Origin of the sequence: Corynebacterium sp. UMB0012, from assembly GCF_030216265.1 — a bacterium.
Lineage (GTDB): Bacteria > Actinomycetota > Actinomycetes > Mycobacteriales > Mycobacteriaceae > Corynebacterium.
Map to the genome: position 1 here is coordinate 1 of NZ_JASOKQ010000008.1, position 19,830 is coordinate 19,830.

Below are 19,830 nucleotides of genomic sequence, written 5' to 3' on the forward strand. Positions count from 1 at the left end.
TTTTTGGAAGCAGAAACCGCCACAGGAAATAATAGAAATCAAGGCAAATGCCTAGGAACAAAACTCGGGGCACTTCACCTTGCCGACGCCCACACCCCTACCCTCCGCACAATCACCCTCCCTTCACCCAACACCGCCCCATACCCATACGGAACTCCTTAAATAGCCCTAAGAGGATCCAAAAGTCACCTCAGAAAGGATCCAAAAGAGGATTGGCAGCTCGCCCCCGCTACCGCATACTAGAAATCACAGCAGTTAAGAGCTGCTACCCCAGAGAGAGATTGTAGTTTTACTCCGCCGATCCGAAAGGAATGTATATGTTCGATACCCTCGCAGACCTCAGCTCCGCCATTGACTGGGAAGCACTCGTTAAGGGCATCAAGGGCCTCATCGAGGCTTCCTCCGAGTCCAACACCGACTCCGAGGGCCTGTCCTCCGTATTCGAGGGCCTGTCCTCCAAGGATGACGCAGAGGCTGCTGCAGAAGCTAAGTAATTAGCTTTCTGTACTCCTTCATGAAGACCAGCTAAACCCCCTCACCTTCTTCCTCCGCTCGGAACCCACCACAAGGAACCGCGCACGAAGGTGCGGGGGTTTCGCTGTTTTCAATCGCTGTTTCACGTTCGCCGTACTTACACTAGGGAGATAAAACCCATTGAGCCTTAGCATCCAGGAAGCGTGGACCGCACCGTGTCGAAACCTTCACAGCCGCCCATTCACCAACGCATCCGCGCGGCCATGACCCTGCAGCGAACAGCCGCTTTAACTGCAGTAGTTTGCGTGGCGCTGACATTACTTGGCGCATTCTTTACGCCCACTGAGTACCAGTTGATTGCCGCGGTCGTCGGTCTTGCCCTAAGCACAATCACCGTTTTTGCCTTTCGGCTGCCGCTCGCTATGGCGACGCTTTTCGTATTGGTATGGCTCGTGGCAACTATAACGGCAGAAGCGCCTTATCTAACCTGTGTCTTCCTTACCCCTGTCTTCCTGGCAGTGGTAGCTTTTCACGAAAGACATGCTCAAACTCTCGGTGTTGGTTCGATCCTGTGGATCGTAGGCCAATTCGATCCAGAGGCCGGCAGTTTAGTTTTTAACCCCGCCTCCGCCTTTACTTGGGCCATGTTTATCGGAGTCGGCGCAGTGATTGGCGCTACTCTCGCACACTCCGCTCGACGCTATAAAAATGCAATGGTGGAATGGAACGACGACGTGAAGCGCCGACAGTCCGATCTCGCCGAAACCTTGCACAATTCGGTTGTTTCTAACCTCACGGTAAATACTATGCAGCTAGAGGCCCTGAGCCTCGAGTATTCCAAACAGCCAGAGCTAGCGAAGAAACTCGATGAGCTCAGCGATTCCATGCGCTCTTCCATGTCCGAAGTACGTGCACTGACTAAGGTCCTGCGAAATAATATCGATGGAATTAACGACGGCATGAGTTTTGGTTCAACCACAAAACCAACGAGCTTTGCTCAGCTGATTTCGGAGGAAGAGGAACGCCTTTCCCGTCTCAATCGATCACCCGTTGTTGAGGTCACAGGGGAAGAGTTTGCACCGGAATTCCCGCAAGCCATTCTCGATTCCATTGCAGCCATCACAACAGAAGCCTGCCTAAACGCGGTGAAGTATTCTCCACCAGGGGCAGAGATTGCAATTTCCGTTCGACCCCATATGGGCTGGACTGTCATTACCATCACTAATCCCGTAGCTAAACCAACAAGCAAGAACACCGAAATGTCCTCCGGCATTGGCATGTCCTCCATGAACCGGATTGCAACCACGATTGACGCACGATTAGACACGGAGTTGGAATCGGGGAAATGGGAATTGATCTTATCTCTGCCGCCCAGTGCCCATAAGCGGCGTTAGTTCCACCACGATGTATAGCAAAGGCTTAATCCATACACTAAGCTTTCGTTTGTTTCTGCATATTCAAACTTTCACAAAAGGAGCGCCTTAATGCAGGCCGCACTCGCAAGTCTTCTCACTCCACTCATGCTGTCTTCCTCCCTATTGGGCGGCCTTACCCCGGGCGATCTCCCTGCCACCACCGAATACAAGTCTGCAGTCGAGCTCGCTTTCGGTTGCCCATCTCCATGGTGCGTGAAGTAAAAATATCCCTCTTGGTCGTCGATGACGACCCACTTGTCCTGGAGGCCTTGGGTCGCTACTTCGCCTCGGCTGAGGACATGGAGGTGCGCGCCACCGCAGAAAATGGCAAGGTCGCCCTCGAGCTTTTGCAAGAGCAGGACTTTGACGTCATTGTCGCGGACATCCATATGCCCGAGATGGATGGCACGACCCTCTTGCGCGAGGTCAACAAATTGGAAGACCCTCCGGTCTTTGTTGCGATGACCGCGATGGACAATGACGAGACCCTCAAAGAGGTCATGTCCAATAAGGCTGCGGCCTATATTCTGAAAAGCTCCAAGCCGGTCTACATTTTAGATACCGTGCGCGAGGCCGTGCGCGGTGGCACGGTTGTCACCCCGCAGTCGCTTACCCGTTTGTTTGAGCAGCTTCCTAATTGGAACACTGAGGGAGCAGGCGCCGATGCGGCTGCCGCAACCGCGAAGATCAAGGACAATCACCACATCTCTCCTGCGCTAGAGCAGGTCCTGGACTTGGTCTGCCAAGGAAAGTCCAACGAAGAGATTGCCAAGAGCACGCATTATGCACCGGGCACGGTGAAGAAGTACGTGTCCACCCTGCTCAGTGAATTCCATGCCAAGTCGCGCCTCGAGCTAGCAGTGAAGGCGCTCAAGGCCGGCTACGGTTCTTAGAACCCAATTGTTGGACAATCCGGGGGTAGAGTACCCCCGGATGAGTCAATACCCCCTCTAAACCCCACATGCTGGGGTTTATTTTTTGTTTTTCTACCCCCGCTTACCGTTTTCCAAAGGAGACTAGCATCACGTTTACCGCTTTCCTATAATTACGGCAACACAAAAGTTCATAGTATTTCCCAGGCAACAATTGGAACCTGAACCTGCAGGGTTGCCGCACGTCAGAGCGTTATGGCGCTCGCGTTTTCCTTTAGCCTTACACAGTCACGTCATAGAAAGCAGGTGAGTGTTGAACACCAACCTGGCGCGCGTTCGTCGCAGCAGCGATAGGCCTCCCGTCCGCACTCGGCCCGCATAATGGCCCGCTGAACATCGCACTTCACATCGAATCCCTGCGACCCTCACATTGCGTCGCGCGCACCCGCGTGTTCGCTCCTCACCCGACTGCAGCCTTGCAGTACCACATAGCTCACCGCTTACGTCCCAGCCGCCGTATCGCCTGGCAGCCCACTGTCCGGAACGAATACTGCTAGCGGCTACGGGGATGTGACCCGTTTGAAAAAGAGGTAGAACCAATATGACTTCTCCTGCTAATACCCGCTTGCCCATCTCTGATGATGTGGAAGCAGTCCTGCCTGCAGCAATTAGCCGCGCACACGACTGGTTGAAGTCCACTGCGGACGAAGAAGATAAGGCCACCGAACAGCTCGCGGACCTGCTGCGCGATGAAGACGGCGTGAAGTTCACCATGGACTTCGTCGACCGCGTCATGCGCCCAGAAGATGACAAGGTTGCCGCGCACGCGCTGAAGGATATTTCTTCCCACTATGACCCGTCGTTCCTGGGCAGCATCAATGGTGCACTCGTTGGCGCCGGTGGCTTCTTCGGCCCCATCCTGCCGAACCTAGTCATGCCGGTAGCCCGCCTATACATGCGCAAGATGGTTGGCCACCTGGTTCTAGACGCAGAGTCTGATGCCCTCAACAAGATCCTGGACAAGGCCGCCGAATCCGGTGAGCAGCTTAACCTCAACCTGCTGGGTGAGGCCGTACTCGGTGAGGAAGAGGCGAAGTCCCGCGCGGAGCGCACCCTCAAGCTCATCCAAAACCCCCGCGTGACCTACGTTTCGGTCAAGGCTTCCTCCATGGTGGCCCAGCTCAACCACTGGGATATCGACGGCTCGGTAGAGCGCCTCAAGGAGCGCCTGCGCCCGCTGTATCAGGCTGCAGCAGACCGCACCGACAAGGTCTTTATCAACATGGACATGGAGGAGTACCACGATCTCCACCTGACCATCCGCCTGTTCAAGGAGCTGCTCAGTGAGCCGGAATTCCTCACCTTGGATGCCGGCATCGTGCTGCAGGCTTACCTGCCAGATACCTTCGATGCGCTCAAGGATGTCGCTGACTTTGCCAAGGAGCGCGTGGCTAAGGGCGGCGGCAAGGTCAAGGTGCGCATTGTAAAGGGCGCGAACCTATCCATGGAAACCGTGCAGGGCGAGGTCCACGATTGGCCGCTGGCTACCTACACCAACAAGCTCGACGTTGACGCCAACTACTACCGCCTATTGGATTTCATCCTGCGCGAAGAATACGCCGATAGCGTCCGCATCGGCGTAGCAACCCACAACCTCTACACCGCGGCAATGGCCTATGAACTGGGCAAGAAGCGCGGCGTGCTGCACATGATGGATTCGGAGATGCTGCAGGGCATGTCCCCAGCACAGCAGGCAGCGGTGCGCAAGGTCTTTGACGGCCGCCAAATCCTCTATACCCCGGTTGTCCACGCAGAAGACTTCGACGTCGCCGTGTCCTACCTGGTGCGCCGCTTGGAAGAAAACTCCGCGCCGCAGAACTTCCTCTACGCGCTCTTTGCCCCTGGAGAGGAGCCATTGGCGGACCAGGAAGAGACGTTCCGTCGGGCCGTCGCCAAGCGCTGGGACACCTTCGCTGGTGCCCGCCGCACCCAGAATCGCCTCGAGGAAGACGGCCGCCAGGCACCGCGCACCGGACGCTTTACCAATGAGGCAGATACTGACCCGGCGCTCGCGCCGAACCGCCAGTGGGCGCTGGAAGCGCTCAAGCGCAATCCAGGCGAGCACGGCATTGCGGAGGTTACCGACCCTGCCGCGGTCGAAGGCCACATCGCTCGTGCCAAGGAACTGGGCACCGAGTGGGGCAAGCGCCCTGCCGCCGAGCGCGCCGCCGCACTGGAGGCCGTGGCAGATCAGATCGCGTCCCAGCGCGGCAAGTTCATCTCCGTGGCTGCGTATGAGGCCAATAAGACTGTTACCCAGACCGACCCTGAGGTCTCTGAGGCGATTGACTTCTGCACCTACTACGGCCAGTCCGCGCGCCTGCTGGAAGAGTCTTATTCCGAGTTCACCCCGCACACCGTCACCGTGGTAACCCCGCCGTGGAACTTCCCCATTGCCATCCCCACCGGCGGCATTGCTGCCTCCTTGGCGGCGGGCTCGGCGGTCATCGTCAAGCCTGCACCGCAGGTGGTTCACTGCGGCAAGCTCGTGGTGGAGACCTTCCGCACCGCCCTCGAGGCGCAGGGACTGGACCCGGACCTGGTCCAGCTCGTGCTTACTGATGAAGGCGAAGCCGGCAAGGCTCTGCTCTCCCACGATGACGTGGACAATGTCATCCTCACCGGCGCCTCCGATACCGGCGCGCTCTTCCGTTCTTGGAAGCCGAAGATGAACATTATGGCGGAGACTTCCGGCAAGAATGCGCTCATCATCACCCCAGCCGCAGACCCGGATCTGGCCATCGATGATCTCTACAACTCCGCCTTTGGCCACTCCGGACAGAAGTGCTCGGCGGCCTCCCTGGTTATCTTCGTCGGCGCGGCCGGCAAGTCCGAGCGCCTGCGCACCCAGCTGCTGGATGCCGTCAAGACCCTTAAGCCGGGCCCAGGCTTCGATATCACCACCACCATGAACGGCCTGGCGGAAGAGCCGAGCGAGAAGCTCCTGCGCGGTTTGACCCAGCTCGAACCGGGCGAGAAGTGGCTGCTCAAGCCGGAAAAGCTCAACCAAGAGGGCACCCTGTGGTCCCCGGGCATCCGCGATAATGTGCAGCCGGGCTCTTGGTACCACAAGAACGAGTGCTTCGGCCCCATCCTGGGCATCATGTACGCCGATACCTTGGAAGAGGCCATTGCCTGGCAGAACGACACCGGCTATGGCCTGACCGGCGGCATTCACTCGCTTGACGACGCCGAAATTGAATACTGGATCGACAACGTCGAGGTGGGCAATGCCTACGTCAACCGCGGCATCACCGGCGCGATTGTCCAGCGCCAGTCTTTCGGCGGTTGGAAGAAGTCCGTCATGGGACCGGGCGCCAAGGCTGGCGGCCCGAACTACGTGGCGCAGATGGGCGAGTGGGCCGATGGCGAGCTCAAGCCGCGCAACGTGGACATTGCCCCAGCAAGCCTCGCCGCGCTGCACCGCCTGCGCGATAACCTCTCCGGCAAGCTCACCGAGGACGACATCACCTGGCTGTGGCGCGCCGCTGAACTGGACCAGGTGGCGTGGCAGGAAGAGTTTGGCCGCAATCACGACCGCACCGGTTTGGTTTCTGAGGCCAATATCTTCCGCTACCGCCCGCTTCTGACCAAGCTGCGTGTGCGCGTGGGCGAAGGCTACGAGCTGCGCGAGGTTGCTCGCCAGGTGCTGGCCGCCGCAATTACCGGTACCGCCACGGAAATCTCCGCCACCCCGGAGGTTGCCACCCAGCTGCAAGACCTCGGCTTCGACGTCAAGGCCATCACCGACGAGGCTTTTGCCACCGACGTGGCCAATGACGCCTCCTCCCGCGTGCGCGCCCTGGGCACCGTGCCGGATTCCATCTACGAGGCCGCGGTGCGCTCCAACTCCGTGGTGCTGGACCAGCCCGTGCTTGCCGACGGCCGCCGTGAGCTCATGCCTTACCTCCTTGAGCAGGCAGTTTCGGTTACCATGCACCGCTTCGGCATTATCCGCAACGTAGGTAACCTGCGCGACGAGTAATTCCCGGCCGCGTCAGCGGACGTGTTAAAGGTATTGAAGGGAGGTAGCGCCCCGCCCGTGGGCCGCTACCTCCTTTTTCGTATATGCGCTGCGAGTTTAATGTGGCATAGTGGTAGGCAATGTCTACGTCACATAATTCGTCTTCCCGCGACGAGGTCAAGCGCCCGTCTGCGCAGGAAAAAGGCAACGCAACCCAGATCCAAAAGCCAGGCGAGGAAGATTCGCATACCCTCGTCGCTTATGATGACGCGCACCTTGGTGCAGAGGCTGCCAGCGAGCACCCTGCCGAGCGCGACGATAAATCCGCTGTTCTGGCCAAGGACTTCCGCACCATGGCCAAGGTCTCGGTAATCTTTATCCTTATCGTCGCCGGCCTAGCGCTGGCCGGCTACCTGCTCAAGTTCATTTGGGTAGGCCTGCTGCCGGTCTTGCTCGCCATCCTCGTCTCCACGGTGCTCTACCCCATCAGCGCGTGGCTGCGCAGCAAGGGATTCCCGCGCTCGCTCGCGGCGGTGAGCACCTTGCTCGGCCTCATCATCATCTTCTGCGGCGTTTTTGCCGCCATGGCCCCCGTAGTCACTAGCCAGAGCCAAACGCTCATTAACCAAGCCGAAGAGGGAATCAACCAGCTCACGGAGATGGTGGAAAAGTCCCCCATCGATATCCAAAGTGACCAGCTACAGTCCGTGCTCCAGGACGTGGTCAAGTTTGCCAAGGGCCAAGCCTCCACCATCGCCACCGGCGTTATCTCTGGCTTCTCGATGGCCAGCTCCATCGTCGTGGCCGCGCTGATCATGCTCTTTGTCACCTTCTTCATCATTAAAGACGGCGACAAATTCTTGCCTTGGCTGCGCAAGTACACCGGCAATTCCACCGGCTGGCACGTCACTGAGCTGGGTTCACGCATCTGGAAGACCTTGTCCGGCTTCATCCAAGCCCAGGCCGCCGTAGCCATGGTGGACGCAATCCTCATCGGCCTTGGCCTGTGGGCGCTGCAAGTTCCGCTTGCGCTCGTCATCGCTGTGGTGACGTTCTTCGCCAGCTTCATCCCGATCATCGGTGCGGTCACCGCTGGCGCCCTCGCCATCATCATCGCGCTGGTCTCCAATGGCCTGACCAACGCGCTGCTGGCGCTTGCACTTATCATCATCGTCCAGCAGGTGGAAGGCAATGTCCTCCAGCCGATGCTGCAGTCCAAGGCCATGGGCTTGCACGCGGCCGTTGTCCTACTCTCCGTCACAGTCGGCTCTACCCTGGCAGGCATCGTCGGCGCCTTCCTCGCCGTCCCCGTGGCTGCAACCATCGCTGTTGTGGTGCGCTACCACGCCGAGATGGCCGCGCTGCGCTCCGGGGAAGTCGCCCCTTCAGATATAGACATCATCACCGGCTCCAAGGATGATCCTGAAGATTTCAGCGACGTCACCTACGAACACGCCGAGACTCCACGCGACAAGGTAGAGCAGCTCTACCAGTCCATGAGTCCGCTGAGCTAAGACTCAGCCACCACTAGCAGCGCGCCGGCCCTCCCCCGGCGCGCTTTTAGTTTTTAGCGCAGAAAGCCTAGGTCCGTAGCGGCCGAGGCGAGCTGGCGCGCACCGCGGTCGAGGACGTTGGCCCAGGTGCCCTTGGATTCCTCATTGGCGGAATCGGACACCTGCTTAAGCAGGGTGCAGGGCACATCGAAGCGCTGGCATACTGCGGCGATGGAATAGCCTTCCATGTCGCACAACTGCGATTTCTTGGCCAGCTCGGTGCGCAGGGCAGTATCGGAGACAAACATGTCCCCCGTGGCCAGTCCGCGCACCGGCAGGCGGCCGGAGGTCTCGAGCTCGATGGTCTCTGGCAGCAGGTAGCGGTTGATATCGGTAAGCACTTCTAGCTTGAAGTCATGCTTGGTGACCTTATTGACTTCGAAGACGCCAGCCATGCCGTCGACAAGCGCGCCGGCCGTGCCAATGTTGACCACGCGATCGGGAAGGGCGCCGTTCGCGCGGGCGTCGGCAAGAGCTTCCGTCAGCGCAATGGCCGCCGGAACCGTACCGATTCCGGTGATGAGCAGGGGTTCGCCTTCCGGAATGTGGGCGGCTTCCGCATCTACGGCGGCGACGAAAAGGGTGCGTCCGTTGAGATTCTCCATGCCTGCGAGAATACCTGCCCACCCTAGTCAAAGTTCAATGTGCGGTTCTTCTGGCGCAGGCGAATCGTAATGTTTTTCTGTCCAGCGCCGAGGGCAATGATTTTCCCGCTGAGCACCCGGGCGACGGCCAGGTCCTCTTCCGTCGGTGCTTCGGCCGCCACCCGCGCCGTAGGCAGCCAAGCATCGTGCGGGTCTGGCGCGCCGAGGTGAATGAGCCGTTCGCGCTCCACGTCGATCCAATAGCCCTCCGTGGCCATGAAGCGGTCGTGGCTCCCTTCGAAGGAATCGCGGCGCCACCCGCCCTCGGCCACGCGGAAGACAAAGGGGCAATAGCCAAAACGCGAAGGCACGATGTAGCGCGTCTGGGGGCTGACACGCCAATGGCCGCGCGCGGAACTCCACACCTGGCGGTAGGTATCAGCCAGGCTCATGCCCAACCGCAGGCGCTGCTGCCGGTCCTCCTCTAGGCCAGCATCTTCTACCTGGGTGTTTAGCTCCCCGAGCCGCGTGGCATCGGCCACATACATGCCCAGCCACGCTTCCTCCGGAGTGGTGTACGGGCCGGTGATATCACGGTGGAAGGAATCCGGCACGGCTCTTTCCGCGTCCTGGGGCAGGCGCTGGCGGGCGGCAAAAGCCCACAGGCGCGGATGCCCCATGCGGTACAGCATCACCGTCGCCCGCGGCAGGCGTTCGTGCACCTGCTGGCGCGTCAGATAATCACCCGCGCTGATGCGCCGCAGCAGCTGCTTAGCGACGTCCCCCTCTACCTGCTGCTCCACACCCGGCGCGACTTCCATCTCCGGCAGCTGGCTAAGCAGCATCATATCGATGATGTCTCCCAAATCAAAGACCTTGCTCAATTCCGCCTGCGCCTCTGGACCAAAAGCCTCGATCCCGGCATATCCCAAGGCACCGCCCAAGCGGCGGATGAGATCCGGAGACACGCTCACTCGGTTGCGAGTCGAATGCAATTCCGCAGCGTTGAGATTACGGTCCAGGCCCACGAGGGCTCCTTCCTCCCCCTCATCGGGGATTTAATTCTTGGTCATGCTTGGGATTAAGCCGGACATTGGTCTTTGCGCGGTGCCCTTCATTGGGGTCTCGTCTTGGGAAAAAGGCGTCAGATAGAAGCCCTTCCAGGAGATTGTGGGACTCCCCAGCTTCGTCGCTGTTGGTTCTCGGTCACGCAGCTTATGACGTACTTAATCCCTACGAGTTACATCGCAGGAAAGTGGCGCGTTGCAATTACCCCTTTCATAGTCCCATTCGAGAGAATTCTTGCAACTCTTATGCCTATAGTATGACGCGGAATGATTCTTAATCATTCCCTTTCTTTCGCATTTCTCTTTCTGGCCAGCGCACAAAGGAGCCTCCCCTTTGAATGACAAGAATTCTTGGGGTTCATCTGACTCAACCCCATATTCAGATTCGAACGGACCTGCATCCCCTATGCGGGACTCCGGTACTGGAACCAACGCAGAATCTTCGGGCAAAGGCACGCGCACCGCCATTATTGTCGTTGCCGCCCTCGCCATCATTGCGCTTATTGGCGGTGGTGCCTGGGCACTAACGGGAAACAAAGATTCTGATGAATCGAGCAGCGCTGAACCGAATTTTCATTCTCAAGAAAACAACAGCGAGGAAACCACCGAAGAGACGATTTCTGAGAAAGAATCCACGCCTGAGGAGAAAGCTAAGACTACACAAGCTAAGGGCGCTAGCACTCGACCTTCCACAGAGGAGAAGTGTGGAACGCTAGCCAATAACCTAATGGACGTTCCAATTGGCACGCTTCAGCTGTTTTGCGATGGCACCTGGCTTTACATGGCCCAAAAGCAATCCTCAAATTATGGACTGTTCTACTGGACCGATAATGAGTGGAAGTTGTACCGGTCTGACAATACGACTGGAGACTCCGTCAATCAGTGCTACGACAAGGGCAAGTTGGACACGGCTGGCGCCCCGAAGGAGCTGACCAACCAGCTCCAACTCTGCGATGCACAGCAAACGCAAACTCCAAAGGTCCGCGACAAGCCTATTACCGCCGAGGAGGAATTTCCGCCCGAAGATTATTGGTACGGCGAATGCGACGGCAGCTATGTGCTCATCGCGGAGTCAGTCATTATCCCACCGGCAACTGATCCGATTTCTGAGCCCTACCGAGTACACAAGAAGTACCCAGGCTCCAAGATCATCAAGGGCGGCACATGTAGTTCCCTGCGCAGCCGCACTGAAGGCGGCTCTATCTATGCCATCATCTACGAAGCCGGTCACAGCGTGGACAAGGTCTGCGAGCTCAAGGCCAAGTACGGCGGCAATGCCCGTTCCCTCAATAACGACGCGGATTTCTCTGACCCCTGCTAATCCAGATTCCGCGCTCAATTCCCTGTCACTCCCCTTCTGCTGCGTTGACTCCCTACACCCGCTACAACGCAGCGTGCACCCCTTTGACCTTTCATCTACCGCCTCAATGTGAAAGCAATATCTTATGCCTAAATCATCTGCCCACCTAGGCCGAATAAGCATTGCAGCGAGCGCCGCCCTCATTAGTTTCTCCTTGGCTTCCTGCGATGACGAAACGTCGGATACAACCGCACAGGAGTTTTCAGTGGAGCCGGCGACGACGTCCGCTACAGAAGAAAGCAGCGATGCCAAGCCGGAAGAATCGCCCACTGACTCAGCTGCGACAGAAGAAGAACCTACTCGGCCAGTGCCCCGAACGTCGTGATGGATGACGAGCAGCCGAGCCCGGAAGCCGACACCACTTCGTCGTGTGGTGCAGCTGATGCCCAAACAGCATTCTCCGAAGGCGTATCCCAAGTCGCTCCGTGGGGCACCATCGGATGGGAGCTCTTTGACTCCTCCGGTTATGACCCCTGCGCATCCCTATCGTGGGAAACCCTGATGATTGAGGGAGGAACCAGTTCTTCGCCTTTCCACATCATGTTGTTTAATCACGGCGAATACTTGGGCACCGCAACGGCAAAGCCCTATGGATTCGCCCCACTATTGAGCGCGTGAGTGATTCCGAGATCGCGGTAACCTACCACTGGCCGCGCGAAGGTGAAGGCAATGCCAACCGCTCAGGCACAACCAACGCAGGCTTCCGGTGGGATGAAGGACAGCAAAAGGTAGTCATGTCCGGCGACGTTCCGCCTATGCAATAGTTCGATGTAAAACAAGCACGTTTCGCTAAAATTTCACCGATTTGGCAGCGAAACGTGCTTGTTTTGTTTGCGGAGGCGGCCGCGGTGCGGCGGAGCGGTGCCTCGAGGGGAACGCAAAAGCCAAGAAGTGGCCGCGTTCTAGGCTTTCGCGGGGAGCCAGGGGCGGTTATCGTGGCCGTAACGTAGCCGAAGGAGAGATAGGAATGAGCGAGAAGACGTTTCAGCAGAAATTCGGGGTTTTCGCGCTGGTGGCGGCGGTTGTCTTGCTGATCGTGAACTTAACCGTAGTAGGGCCTACGGTGTTCGGTATCTCCACGCCGCTGCTCCTCGGAATCACGGGCATCATAATGATGCGCAGTGAGAGAAGCAGCAGCGGCGCACAGGACGACTAACGCAGGCGGTGGCCTACGAAGCCGGCGGCAAGTGTGTTGCCGGAGGATTGATCGATGAGCAGGAAGTTGCCCACCGCGCCGCGGGCGGCATAGTCCTCGACGGGGAGCTCGGTCTGGGTCTGGATAGTGATGTGGGCGATGTCGTTCATGGCGACGGACTCGGGGTCCTCAACATCGGAAACGCCATCAAGATCCAGGGTGCGGGTGACGGCGGCGACGCGGGCCTTAACCAGGGAAGAGCCGTAGCGCAGCTTAAGCATCTGGCCGGGCTTAATGTCCTTTTCGGTCAGGCCGACAACGGTGGCGTCGAATTCGCGAGCGGCCGCGGGGCGCTGCGGGCCAGCGAGGATATCGCCGCGGGCGAGATCGATGTCGTCGGCAAGCAGGAGCGTGACGGAGTCGCCGGTGGCGGCGGAGTCGGCTGGGCCGTCAGCAGTGTCGATCTGGGTGATGGTGCTGGTGCGGCCTTCAGGGAGGCGGACCTCGTCGCCCACGGAGATGGAGCCCGCCTTCACGCGGCCGGCGTAGCCGCGGTAATCGGAGGCGTGCTCGCGGATGACGTACTGGATGGGGAAACGGAAATCCAGCTCATCGGCGCGGCCGGTGGCCACGGGGACGGTCTCGAGAACCTCAAGGACGGTCGGGCCGGTGTACCACGGCATAGTGGTGGAGCGCTCGACCACGTTATCGCCCTTGAGGGCGGAAATCGGCACCACGGTGGTATCGGTAATACCCAGGCGGGTGGCGATCTGGTTGAACTCGGACTCGATATCGCGGAAGACCTGCTCATCGTAGTCCACCAGGTCGATCTTGTTCACCGCGAGGACCACGTGGCGCACGCCGAGGAGGGCGGCCACGTTGAGGTGGCGGCGGGTTTGTTCGACGACGCCATGGCGGGCGTCGATAAGAAGCACCACTACCTGGGAGGTGGACATGCCGGTGACTGTGTTGCGGGTGTATTGCACGTGGCCGGGGGTATCGGCGAGGATGAAGGTGCGCTTATCCGTGGCGAAGTAGCGATAGGCCACGTCGATGGTGATGCCCTGCTCGCGCTCGGCACGCAGGCCGTCAACAAGCAGGGAAAGGTCCATGCCGTCAAAGCCGCGGTCGGTGGAGGTGCGCTCCATGGACTCGGCCTGGTCCGCGAGCACGGACTTGGTGTCATAGAGCAGGCGGCCGACGAAGGTGGACTTGCCATCATCAACGGAGCCGGCAGTGCACAGGCGCAGGGTATCGCGCTGCTTGAGGGCGCCGACATTCGGCGTGAGGGTCGTAGTCATCAGAAGTAGCCTTCCTTCTTGCGGTCCTCCATGGCGGACTCGGAAAGTTTGTCATCGGCGCGGGTGGCGCCGCGCTCGGAAAGGGTGGAAATGGAGATCTCCGCGAGCACCTCATCCGGGATCGACGCGGTAGATTCCACGGCGCCAGTACAGGACATATCGCCCACCGTGCGGTAGCGCACGGTGCGGGTTTCCAGCTCCTCGCCTTCGGCCGGGCCGCCCCATTCACCAGGAGCCAGCCACATGCCATTGCGCTTGAATACCTCGCGCTCGTGGGAGTAGTAGATGGAGGGCAGCTCCAGTTCGCGAGCGCCGATGTATTCCCAAATATCGGACTCGGTCCAGTTGGAGATGGGGAAGACGCGGACGTTTTCGCCGGCCATCTTTCCGCCGTTGTACAGGTCCCACAGCTCGGGGCGCTGGCGGCGGGGATCCCACCCGCCGAAGGAATCGCGGATGGAGAAGATGCGTTCCTTGGCGCGGGCCCGCTCCTCATCGCGGCGGGCGCCACCGCACACGGCGTCATACTCGCGCTCGGCGATGGTCTCCACCAGCGGCACGGACTGCAGCGGGTTGCGGGTGCCGTCGGGACGCTCTTGCAGGTCGCCGCGGTCGATCCAGTCTTGGACGCGGGCGACGTGGAGGCGAGCGCCGGATTCTTCCACGAGGCGGTCGCGGAAATCGATAACCTCGGGAAAGTTGTGGCCGGTATCGACATGGAGCAGCTCAAACGGCACCGTGGCCGGGGCGAAGGCGCGGCGGGCTAGCTCGAAGACAACGACGGAGTCCTTGCCGCCGGAAAAGAGGATGCCTACCTTGTCGAACTGCCCGGCCACTTCGCGCAGGATGTGGATGGACTCGTTTTCTAGGTCTTTTAAGTGTGGAGAAAGTGTGCTCATTATTCGTGTAACCCGCATTCTGTCTTGCCGTCTGCAAATACGCGCCCGGACCGGGCATCGTCGCCTTCACCGACCGGGAAGGTCAGCGGGGCGCAGCCGATGGAGCGGTATCCCTGCAGGGTGAGTGGGTGGATGATGAGGTTATTGTCCTCGATATAGCGGTCCGTATCGTCGAGATCCCAGGTAATGATGGGCGAGATCTTCAACCGGCCGGTGCGGTCGAGGCTCAGCGCTGGGGCGGTGGCGCGGTGCTCGGAATCGGCGCGGCGCAAGCCGGTAACCCAGCCGGGATAAGGATCCATGGCCATGTTCAGCGGCTCGACCTTGCGCATGCGGTTATAGGCCGCGGTATCGCGGGCGTAAAGGCGCGGGCCGTAGACCTCGTCTTGTTCTTCTGGGCTGAGCAAAGGCAGCACGCGAACAAGTGGCAGGTCCGGGTAGCGCTTTTCCACCTCGTCAGCTACCTGCAGGGTTTCCGGGAAGTGCCAGCCAGTATCGATAAAAAGCAGGTCCGCATCGAGCCCGGCGCGGTGAGCGAGCTCGGCCAAGACCGTGTTCTCCATGGACATGGTCACGGCCAGGCGGCCGGGTGCGTGTTCGGCGGCCCATTCGGTAATGGTTTCCGCTGAAGCGTCATAAAGCTTATCCGCCCACTGGTCCACCAATTGCTGGTTGCGCGCGGCTACCTCGGCGTCCAGCGGCGCGGTATCGCGCGTGCCTTCCGGGGAGATGCTGGGGTCGCGGTAGTTCTTGCCACCGTCCAGCAGGTTCGTCGTTGGGTTCATGCCGTCACACATTAGGCAAAACCCCGAGGCGGCGCAGCGGATTCTGGGCGAAAAGCCGCTGAGCTTGGCGGGAGGCGCGAATAAAAAGTTTCCAATCCGTACCAAGCGGACTAGATTTACAGACAAGACAGTCTATTGCGGGCGTCCGCGCCCAGCACAAGGAGGCACTTTCATGCAGCGTATAGCCATCATCGGGGAGGGCCCGGCAGCCCTATCCACCACCGAGAAGCTTATCAGCGCTGGCATGTGTGTGGACCTCATTACCCAGTGCACCGCACCATTCGGTCTACTCCGCCGCTTTGCGGGCTTGGCAGGCGTGCTGGGCGACGCCGTCACGGGCTCCCACTGCGGCCCCGGCACCACTCCCCGACTCCGTCTCATCGGCAACGTGCGGGTAGGACCAGACGGCGACATCACGCAGAACGAAATCCACCGCTTGGCCGCCTCGGGCAATCGCGAGCTACTCGTATTGGAACTCAAGGCCCGCGGCGTGGCCGTCACCACGTGGGAGGGCCTATGCGCCCCACTGCAGGATTTTGAAGACTGGCGCAGCGTCATCACCCGCGCGCAGCTGGCTCACGTGGGGATTTAGCAGCAGTTATCAACTAGCGCCCCACCCACCACCGGTATAAACTTGCACGGCTACCCAGCCACGGCAAGGAAAGGGGCGCGAGTCCATGGATCTGGTTCGCATTCTCATTACACGGTCGGCGCCGTATACGCCGTATTTCATCGCGGTGCTTGTCCTGCAGGCCTTATCTACGGCCGCCACGCTGTACCTTCCATCCCTTAATGCCAAGATCATCGATGAAGGTGTGTCTCAGGGCGATGTGGACTTCATCTGGCGCACCGGCGGCATCATGCTGGCCGTTGCGTTTGCCCAAGTCATCACCGCCATCGGCGCGGTATGGTGCGGCAGCCGCACCGCCATGGGTGTCGGCCGAGATCTTCGAGGCGAGGTCTTCCGCCACGTTAATTCCCTGTCCGCTGAGGACATGAGCCGCTTTGGCACGCCTACGCTCATTACCCGCGGCACCAATGATGTCCAGCAGGTGCAAATGGTTTACATGATGATGCTGAACTTCATGGTGACCGCACCCATCATGTCCATCGGCGGCATCATCATGGCCGTGCGCGAAGACGCCGGAATGTCCTGGCTGGTGTGGGTGTCCGTGGCGGTACTGCTCGGCACCATCTCCGTTATCATTTCCCGCCTCATGCCGCTCTTCCGTTCCATGCAGGACAAGCTGGATTCCATCAATGGCACCTTGCGCGAGCAGATCACCGGCATCCGCGTGGTGCGTGCCTTCGTGCGCGAGGCCTATGAGTCCGAGCGCTTTACCGAGGAAAATAAGAACATCACCCGCCTGTCCTTGAACATCGGCCGGCTTTTCGTGGTGATGTTCCCGCTCATTACGGTGATCCTCAACGTGGCCACGGGCGCGGTCCTGTGGTTCGGCGGCCACCGCGTGGATGAGGGCTTGGTCAACGTCGGCTCGCTGACCGCATTCCTGCAGTACCTGCTGCAGATTCTGGCGGCGGTGATGATGGGTACCTTCATGGCGATGATGCTGCCGCGCGCCATTATCTGTGCCCGCCGCATCACCGAGGTGCTCCAGCACGAGCCCTCCATTACCCCACCCAGCTCCACTACCTCTCCGGAGGCCTGCGCGGGCACGGTGGAATTTCGCAACGTGGGCTTTTCTTATACCGGTGCGGATGCGCCGGTGCTAGAAGACATTTCCTTTACCGCTCAGCCCGGCACCACTACCGCCATCATTGGTTCGACGGGCTCGGGCAAGACCACCCTGATTTCCCTCATCCCACGCCTGTACGTGCCGACGGAGGGCCAGGTGCTTATCGACGCCACCCCTACCACCTCCCTGGCCCGCCAGGACATCGTCCAACGCGTCTCCCTCGTCCCGCAGAAGGCTTACCTATTTAGCGGCACTGTGGCCTCCAACCTGCGCTTGGGCAGGCCCGAAGCCACCGATGAAGAGCTCTGGGAGGCGCTGCGCGTTGCCCAGGCGGACTTCGTAGAAGACTTGGACATGCCCATCGCACAGGGCGGCACGAATGTCTCCGGTGGCCAGCGCCAGCGCCTGTCCATCGCGCGCATGCTTGTTGCCCGGCCGCTGATCTACCTCTTTGATGATTCCTTCTCCGCGCTGGACGTGGCTACCGATGCCAAGGTGCGCGCCGCAATGCGCGCCTCCTTTGCCGAGCGTGAGCAGCCGGTGACCAGCATTATCGTCGCCCAGCGCGTGGCGTCAATCCGCGATGCAGACCAAATCCTGGTATTGGATGCCGGCCGCATCGTTGACCGCGGCACCCACGAGGAGCTCCTGGGCCGCTGCGCGGTCTATCAAGAAATCGTTCATTCCCAAGAAACCGCCGGTGTTGCAGGAGGCGAAAACTAATGGCTGAGAACACCACTTCTACCGCCGAGTCCACGGATGCCGGTTTTGATCCGATGGACGGCTCCGCACCCCGCCAGGCCAAGAATTTCTGGCCCTCCACCAAACGCCTTTTCTCCCTGCTTGCTCCCTTCAAGCGCCAACTGTGGGCCGTCGCGGCAATGAACATCATCTGCATCTTCTTGGCCGTGGTAGCCCCGAAGATCATGGGCAAGGCCATGGACGTCATCTTTGCCGGCGTCATTTCGCGCAACCTTCCCTCTAATATTTCCGCCGAGCAAGCCATTGCGGGCATGCGCGCTGAGGGCCAGGACCGCTTTGCGGATATGGCTTCCGCGATGGACTTCGTCCCCGGTGAAGGCATCGATTTTAACCGCCTGGGCACGCTCATCATCACCGTGATCGCGATGTATATCGTCTCCTCTGGCTTCCAGTGGTGGCAGGGAGCCATCCTCAACAAGTTAAGCATGGATATCGTGTTTGACCTGCGCGAGCGCGTGGAAGCGAAGATTAATGCGCTGCCTCTCAACTACTTTGATTCCCAGCAGCGCGGCGATATCCTTTCGCGTACCACCAATGACATCGACAACGTGCAGCAGGCCCTGCAGCAGGCGCTATCGCAGCTGTTTTATGACGCGCTGCTGGTCATTGGCATCACCATCATGATGTTCAGCGTTTCGTGGCAGCTCGCTCTGGTGGCTCTACTGTCCCTGCCACTTACTGGCCTGGTCATTGGTGTCATCGGCAGCCGCTCGCAGCGCCAGTTCAAAACGCAATGGCGCTCCACCGGTCAGCTCAACGGCCAGGTAGAAGAATCCTTCTCCGGCCACGACCTAGCCATCGTCTTCGGCCGTACCGAGGCCATGACAGAGGAATTCGACAAGCGCAACGAAGAGCTCTACCACTCCGCAGCTAAGGCTCAGTTCCTGTCCGGCATCATGATGCCCATCATGCAGTTCCTGTCCTACCTGTCCTATGTGGCCATTGCGGTCCTGGGCGGTCTGCGCGTGGCCAATGGACACATGACTTTGGGCGCTGCCACCGCATTTATCCAGTACTCCCGCGAGTTCAACCAGCCGCTCGGCCAGCTCGGCGGCATGATGCAGCAGGTGCAGTCCGGTGTGGCCTCGGCCGAGCGCGTCTTTGAGCTTCTCGACGCCGAAGAGCAAGCCCCCGACACCACCGACGAGGACCTTCCCGGCCGTGCCCAGGGGCTCGTGGAGTTCCAGGACGTTGACTTCTCCTACGCAGAGGAGAAGGAGCTCATCACCGTCCTCAACCTGCGCGTGGAGCCCGGCCAGACCGCGGCCATTGTCGGCCCCACCGGTGCCGGCAAAACCACCCTGGTCAACCTGCTCATGCGCTTCTATGAGCTAGATGGTGGTCAGATTCTCATTGATGGGCACGACATCGCCCGCATGCCTCGCCATACCCTGCGTTCCCAGGTGGGCATGGTGCTCCAGGACGCCGTGCTCTTTAAGGGCTCGATCATGGAAAATATCCGCTACGGCCGCTTGGATGCGACGGACGAAGAAGTCATTGCGGCGGCAAAGGCAACCTATGTGGACCGCTTCGTTCACGCGCTGCCCGATGGCTACGACACCATCATCGACCAAGACGGCGGCGCAATCTCCGCCGGCGAGCGCCAGCTCATCACCATCGCCCGCGCGTTCTTGGCCCAGCCCGCGCTGCTCATCCTCGATGAGGCCACCTCTTCGGTCGATACCCGTACCGAGGTCCTCGTCCAAGAGGCGATGAACGCATTGCGCGCGGACCGCACCTCCTTCGTCATTGCCCACCGCTTGTCCACCATTCGCGATGCCGACCTCATCCTCGTCATGGAGAACGGCACCATCGTGGAACAAGGCTCGCACGACGATCTCCTTGCGGCCCAAGGCGCATACTGGCGCCTGCATCAATCCCAGTTCGCTCAAGGGTAGGTCT

The 19,830-nt window shown here is 59.9% G+C and carries 16 protein-coding genes and 1 pseudogene; 12 read left to right on the top strand and 5 right to left on the bottom strand.

Translation table 11 applies throughout. The features are described 5' to 3' along the window. Positions 1–317: 317 nt before the first annotated feature. From QP324_RS05380 to QP324_RS05405, 6 genes are all read left to right on the top strand, one after another. Entirely contained in the window at positions 318–494 is a 177-nt protein-coding gene (locus QP324_RS05380; RefSeq protein WP_239278548.1) for a hypothetical protein, read from the top strand. A 183-nt stretch (positions 495–677) separates the two neighbouring features. Further along, positions 678–1,868, top strand: coding sequence for a sensor histidine kinase (locus QP324_RS05385; protein WP_284814919.1), 1,191 nt, complete (start codon positions 678–680; stop codon positions 1,866–1,868). 90 nt (positions 1,869–1,958) lie between these two features. Continuing rightward, positions 1,959–2,111, top strand: coding sequence for a hypothetical protein (locus tag QP324_RS05390; RefSeq protein WP_200435578.1), 153 nt, complete (start codon positions 1,959–1,961; stop codon positions 2,109–2,111). Positions 2,112–2,122: 11 nt separating this feature from the next. Then, entirely contained in the window at positions 2,123–2,782 is a 660-nt protein-coding gene (locus QP324_RS05395; RefSeq protein WP_284814921.1) for a response regulator transcription factor, read from the top strand. Between the two features lie 580 nt (positions 2,783–3,362). Further along, positions 3,363–6,806 (top strand): bifunctional proline dehydrogenase/L-glutamate gamma-semialdehyde dehydrogenase, encoded by a 3,444-nt coding sequence (locus QP324_RS05400; RefSeq protein ID WP_284814922.1) that lies wholly within the window; start codon positions 3,363–3,365, stop codon positions 6,804–6,806. Positions 6,807–6,925: 119 nt separating this feature from the next. Further along, positions 6,926–8,299, top strand: coding sequence for an AI-2E family transporter (locus QP324_RS05405; RefSeq protein WP_284814924.1), 1,374 nt, complete (start codon positions 6,926–6,928; stop codon positions 8,297–8,299). Between the two features lie 53 nt (positions 8,300–8,352). Here QP324_RS05405 and QP324_RS05410 read toward each other — a convergent pair whose 3' ends face one another. Further along, positions 8,353–8,943 (bottom strand): nucleosidase, encoded by a 591-nt coding sequence (locus tag QP324_RS05410; RefSeq protein ID WP_200435582.1) that lies wholly within the window; start codon positions 8,941–8,943, stop codon positions 8,353–8,355. Between the two features lie 23 nt (positions 8,944–8,966). Beyond that, positions 8,967–9,950, bottom strand: a complete 984-nt coding sequence (locus tag QP324_RS05415) for a hypothetical protein (RefSeq protein ID WP_284814927.1) — start codon at positions 9,948–9,950, stop codon at positions 8,967–8,969. 445 nt (positions 9,951–10,395) lie between these two features. On the opposite strand from QP324_RS05415, the gene QP324_RS05420 reads away from it, so the two are divergent. The 3 genes and pseudogenes from QP324_RS05420 to QP324_RS05430 all read left to right on the top strand — a co-directional run bounded on the left by QP324_RS05420 (position 10,396) and on the right by QP324_RS05430 (position 12,505). Further along, a complete protein-coding gene (locus QP324_RS05420) occupies positions 10,396–11,310 on the top strand; it encodes a hypothetical protein (RefSeq protein WP_284814929.1) in 915 nt (304 codons plus the stop codon). A gap of 540 nt (positions 11,311–11,850) precedes the next feature. Continuing rightward, positions 11,851–12,113, top strand: a pseudogene (locus QP324_RS05425) (LppP/LprE family lipoprotein). Between the two features lie 203 nt (positions 12,114–12,316). Then, complete coding sequence (locus tag QP324_RS05430; RefSeq protein ID WP_049378983.1) at positions 12,317–12,505, top strand: hypothetical protein; 189 nt, start codon at positions 12,317–12,319, stop codon at positions 12,503–12,505. Here QP324_RS05430 and QP324_RS05435 read toward each other — a convergent pair. The 3 genes from QP324_RS05435 to QP324_RS05445 are packed head-to-tail and all read right to left on the bottom strand — an operon-like array spanning position 12,502 to position 15,469. Beyond that, on the bottom strand, positions 12,502–13,785 hold the full coding sequence (locus QP324_RS05435; RefSeq protein ID WP_284814931.1) for a sulfate adenylyltransferase subunit 1: 1,284 nt from the start codon (positions 13,783–13,785) through the stop codon (positions 12,502–12,504). The genes QP324_RS05430 and QP324_RS05435 overlap by 4 nt on opposite strands. Next, complete coding sequence (cysD, locus tag QP324_RS05440; RefSeq protein WP_239278560.1) at positions 13,785–14,684, bottom strand: sulfate adenylyltransferase subunit CysD; 900 nt, start codon at positions 14,682–14,684, stop codon at positions 13,785–13,787. The genes QP324_RS05435 and cysD overlap by 1 nt, the downstream gene beginning before the upstream one ends. Continuing rightward, positions 14,684–15,469 carry a phosphoadenylyl-sulfate reductase gene (locus QP324_RS05445; RefSeq protein ID WP_284814933.1) on the bottom strand — a complete coding sequence of 262 codons (786 nt, stop codon included), beginning with the start codon at positions 15,467–15,469 and terminating at the stop codon, positions 14,684–14,686. The genes cysD and QP324_RS05445 overlap by 1 nt, the downstream gene beginning before the upstream one ends. A 172-nt stretch (positions 15,470–15,641) precedes the next feature. On the opposite strand from QP324_RS05445, the gene QP324_RS05450 reads away from it, so the two are divergent. The 3 genes from QP324_RS05450 to QP324_RS05460 all read left to right on the top strand — a co-directional run bounded on the left by QP324_RS05450 (position 15,642) and on the right by QP324_RS05460 (position 19,826). Beyond that, positions 15,642–16,061, top strand: a complete 420-nt coding sequence (locus QP324_RS05450; RefSeq protein ID WP_284814935.1) for a methylenetetrahydrofolate--tRNA-(uracil-5-)-methyltransferase — start codon at positions 15,642–15,644, stop codon at positions 16,059–16,061. An 85-nt stretch (positions 16,062–16,146) separates the two neighbouring features. Then, positions 16,147–17,889 (top strand): ABC transporter ATP-binding protein, encoded by a 1,743-nt coding sequence (locus QP324_RS05455; protein ID WP_284814936.1) that lies wholly within the window; start codon positions 16,147–16,149, stop codon positions 17,887–17,889. Next, positions 17,889–19,826: an ABC transporter ATP-binding protein gene (locus tag QP324_RS05460; RefSeq protein ID WP_284814937.1), complete on the top strand. Its 1,938-nt coding sequence runs from the start codon at positions 17,889–17,891 to the stop codon at positions 19,824–19,826. The genes QP324_RS05455 and QP324_RS05460 overlap by 1 nt, the downstream gene beginning before the upstream one ends. Positions 19,827–19,830: the final 4 nt, after the last annotated feature.

Excerpts from the sequence above, each read along its gene's own strand:
- QP324_RS05380 (WP_239278548.1), top strand. The coding sequence starts at position 318 with ATGTTCGATACCCTCGCAGACCTCAGCTCCGCCATTGACTGGGAAGCA.
- QP324_RS05390 (WP_200435578.1), top strand. The coding sequence starts at position 1,959 with ATGCAGGCCGCACTCGCAAGTCTTCTCACTCCACTCATGCTGTCTTCC.
- QP324_RS05400 (WP_284814922.1), top strand. The coding sequence starts at position 3,363 with ATGACTTCTCCTGCTAATACCCGCTTGCCCATCTCTGATGATGTGGAA.
- QP324_RS05405 (WP_284814924.1), top strand. The coding sequence starts at position 6,926 with ATGTCTACGTCACATAATTCGTCTTCCCGCGACGAGGTCAAGCGCCCG.
- QP324_RS05410 (WP_200435582.1), bottom strand. The coding sequence starts at position 8,943 with ATGGAGAATCTCAACGGACGCACCCTTTTCGTCGCCGCCGTAGATGCG.
- QP324_RS05420 (WP_284814929.1), top strand. The coding sequence starts at position 10,396 with ATGCGGGACTCCGGTACTGGAACCAACGCAGAATCTTCGGGCAAAGGC.
- QP324_RS05430 (WP_049378983.1), top strand. The coding sequence starts at position 12,317 with ATGAGCGAGAAGACGTTTCAGCAGAAATTCGGGGTTTTCGCGCTGGTG.
- QP324_RS05435 (WP_284814931.1), bottom strand. The coding sequence starts at position 13,785 with ATGACTACGACCCTCACGCCGAATGTCGGCGCCCTCAAGCAGCGCGAT.
- cysD (WP_239278560.1), bottom strand. The coding sequence starts at position 14,684 with ATGAGCACACTTTCTCCACACTTAAAAGACCTAGAAAACGAGTCCATC.
- QP324_RS05445 (WP_284814933.1), bottom strand. The coding sequence starts at position 15,469 with ATGAACCCAACGACGAACCTGCTGGACGGTGGCAAGAACTACCGCGAC.
- QP324_RS05450 (WP_284814935.1), top strand. The coding sequence starts at position 15,642 with ATGCAGCGTATAGCCATCATCGGGGAGGGCCCGGCAGCCCTATCCACC.
- QP324_RS05455 (WP_284814936.1), top strand. The coding sequence starts at position 16,147 with ATGGATCTGGTTCGCATTCTCATTACACGGTCGGCGCCGTATACGCCG.
- QP324_RS05460 (WP_284814937.1), top strand. The coding sequence starts at position 17,889 with ATGGCTGAGAACACCACTTCTACCGCCGAGTCCACGGATGCCGGTTTT.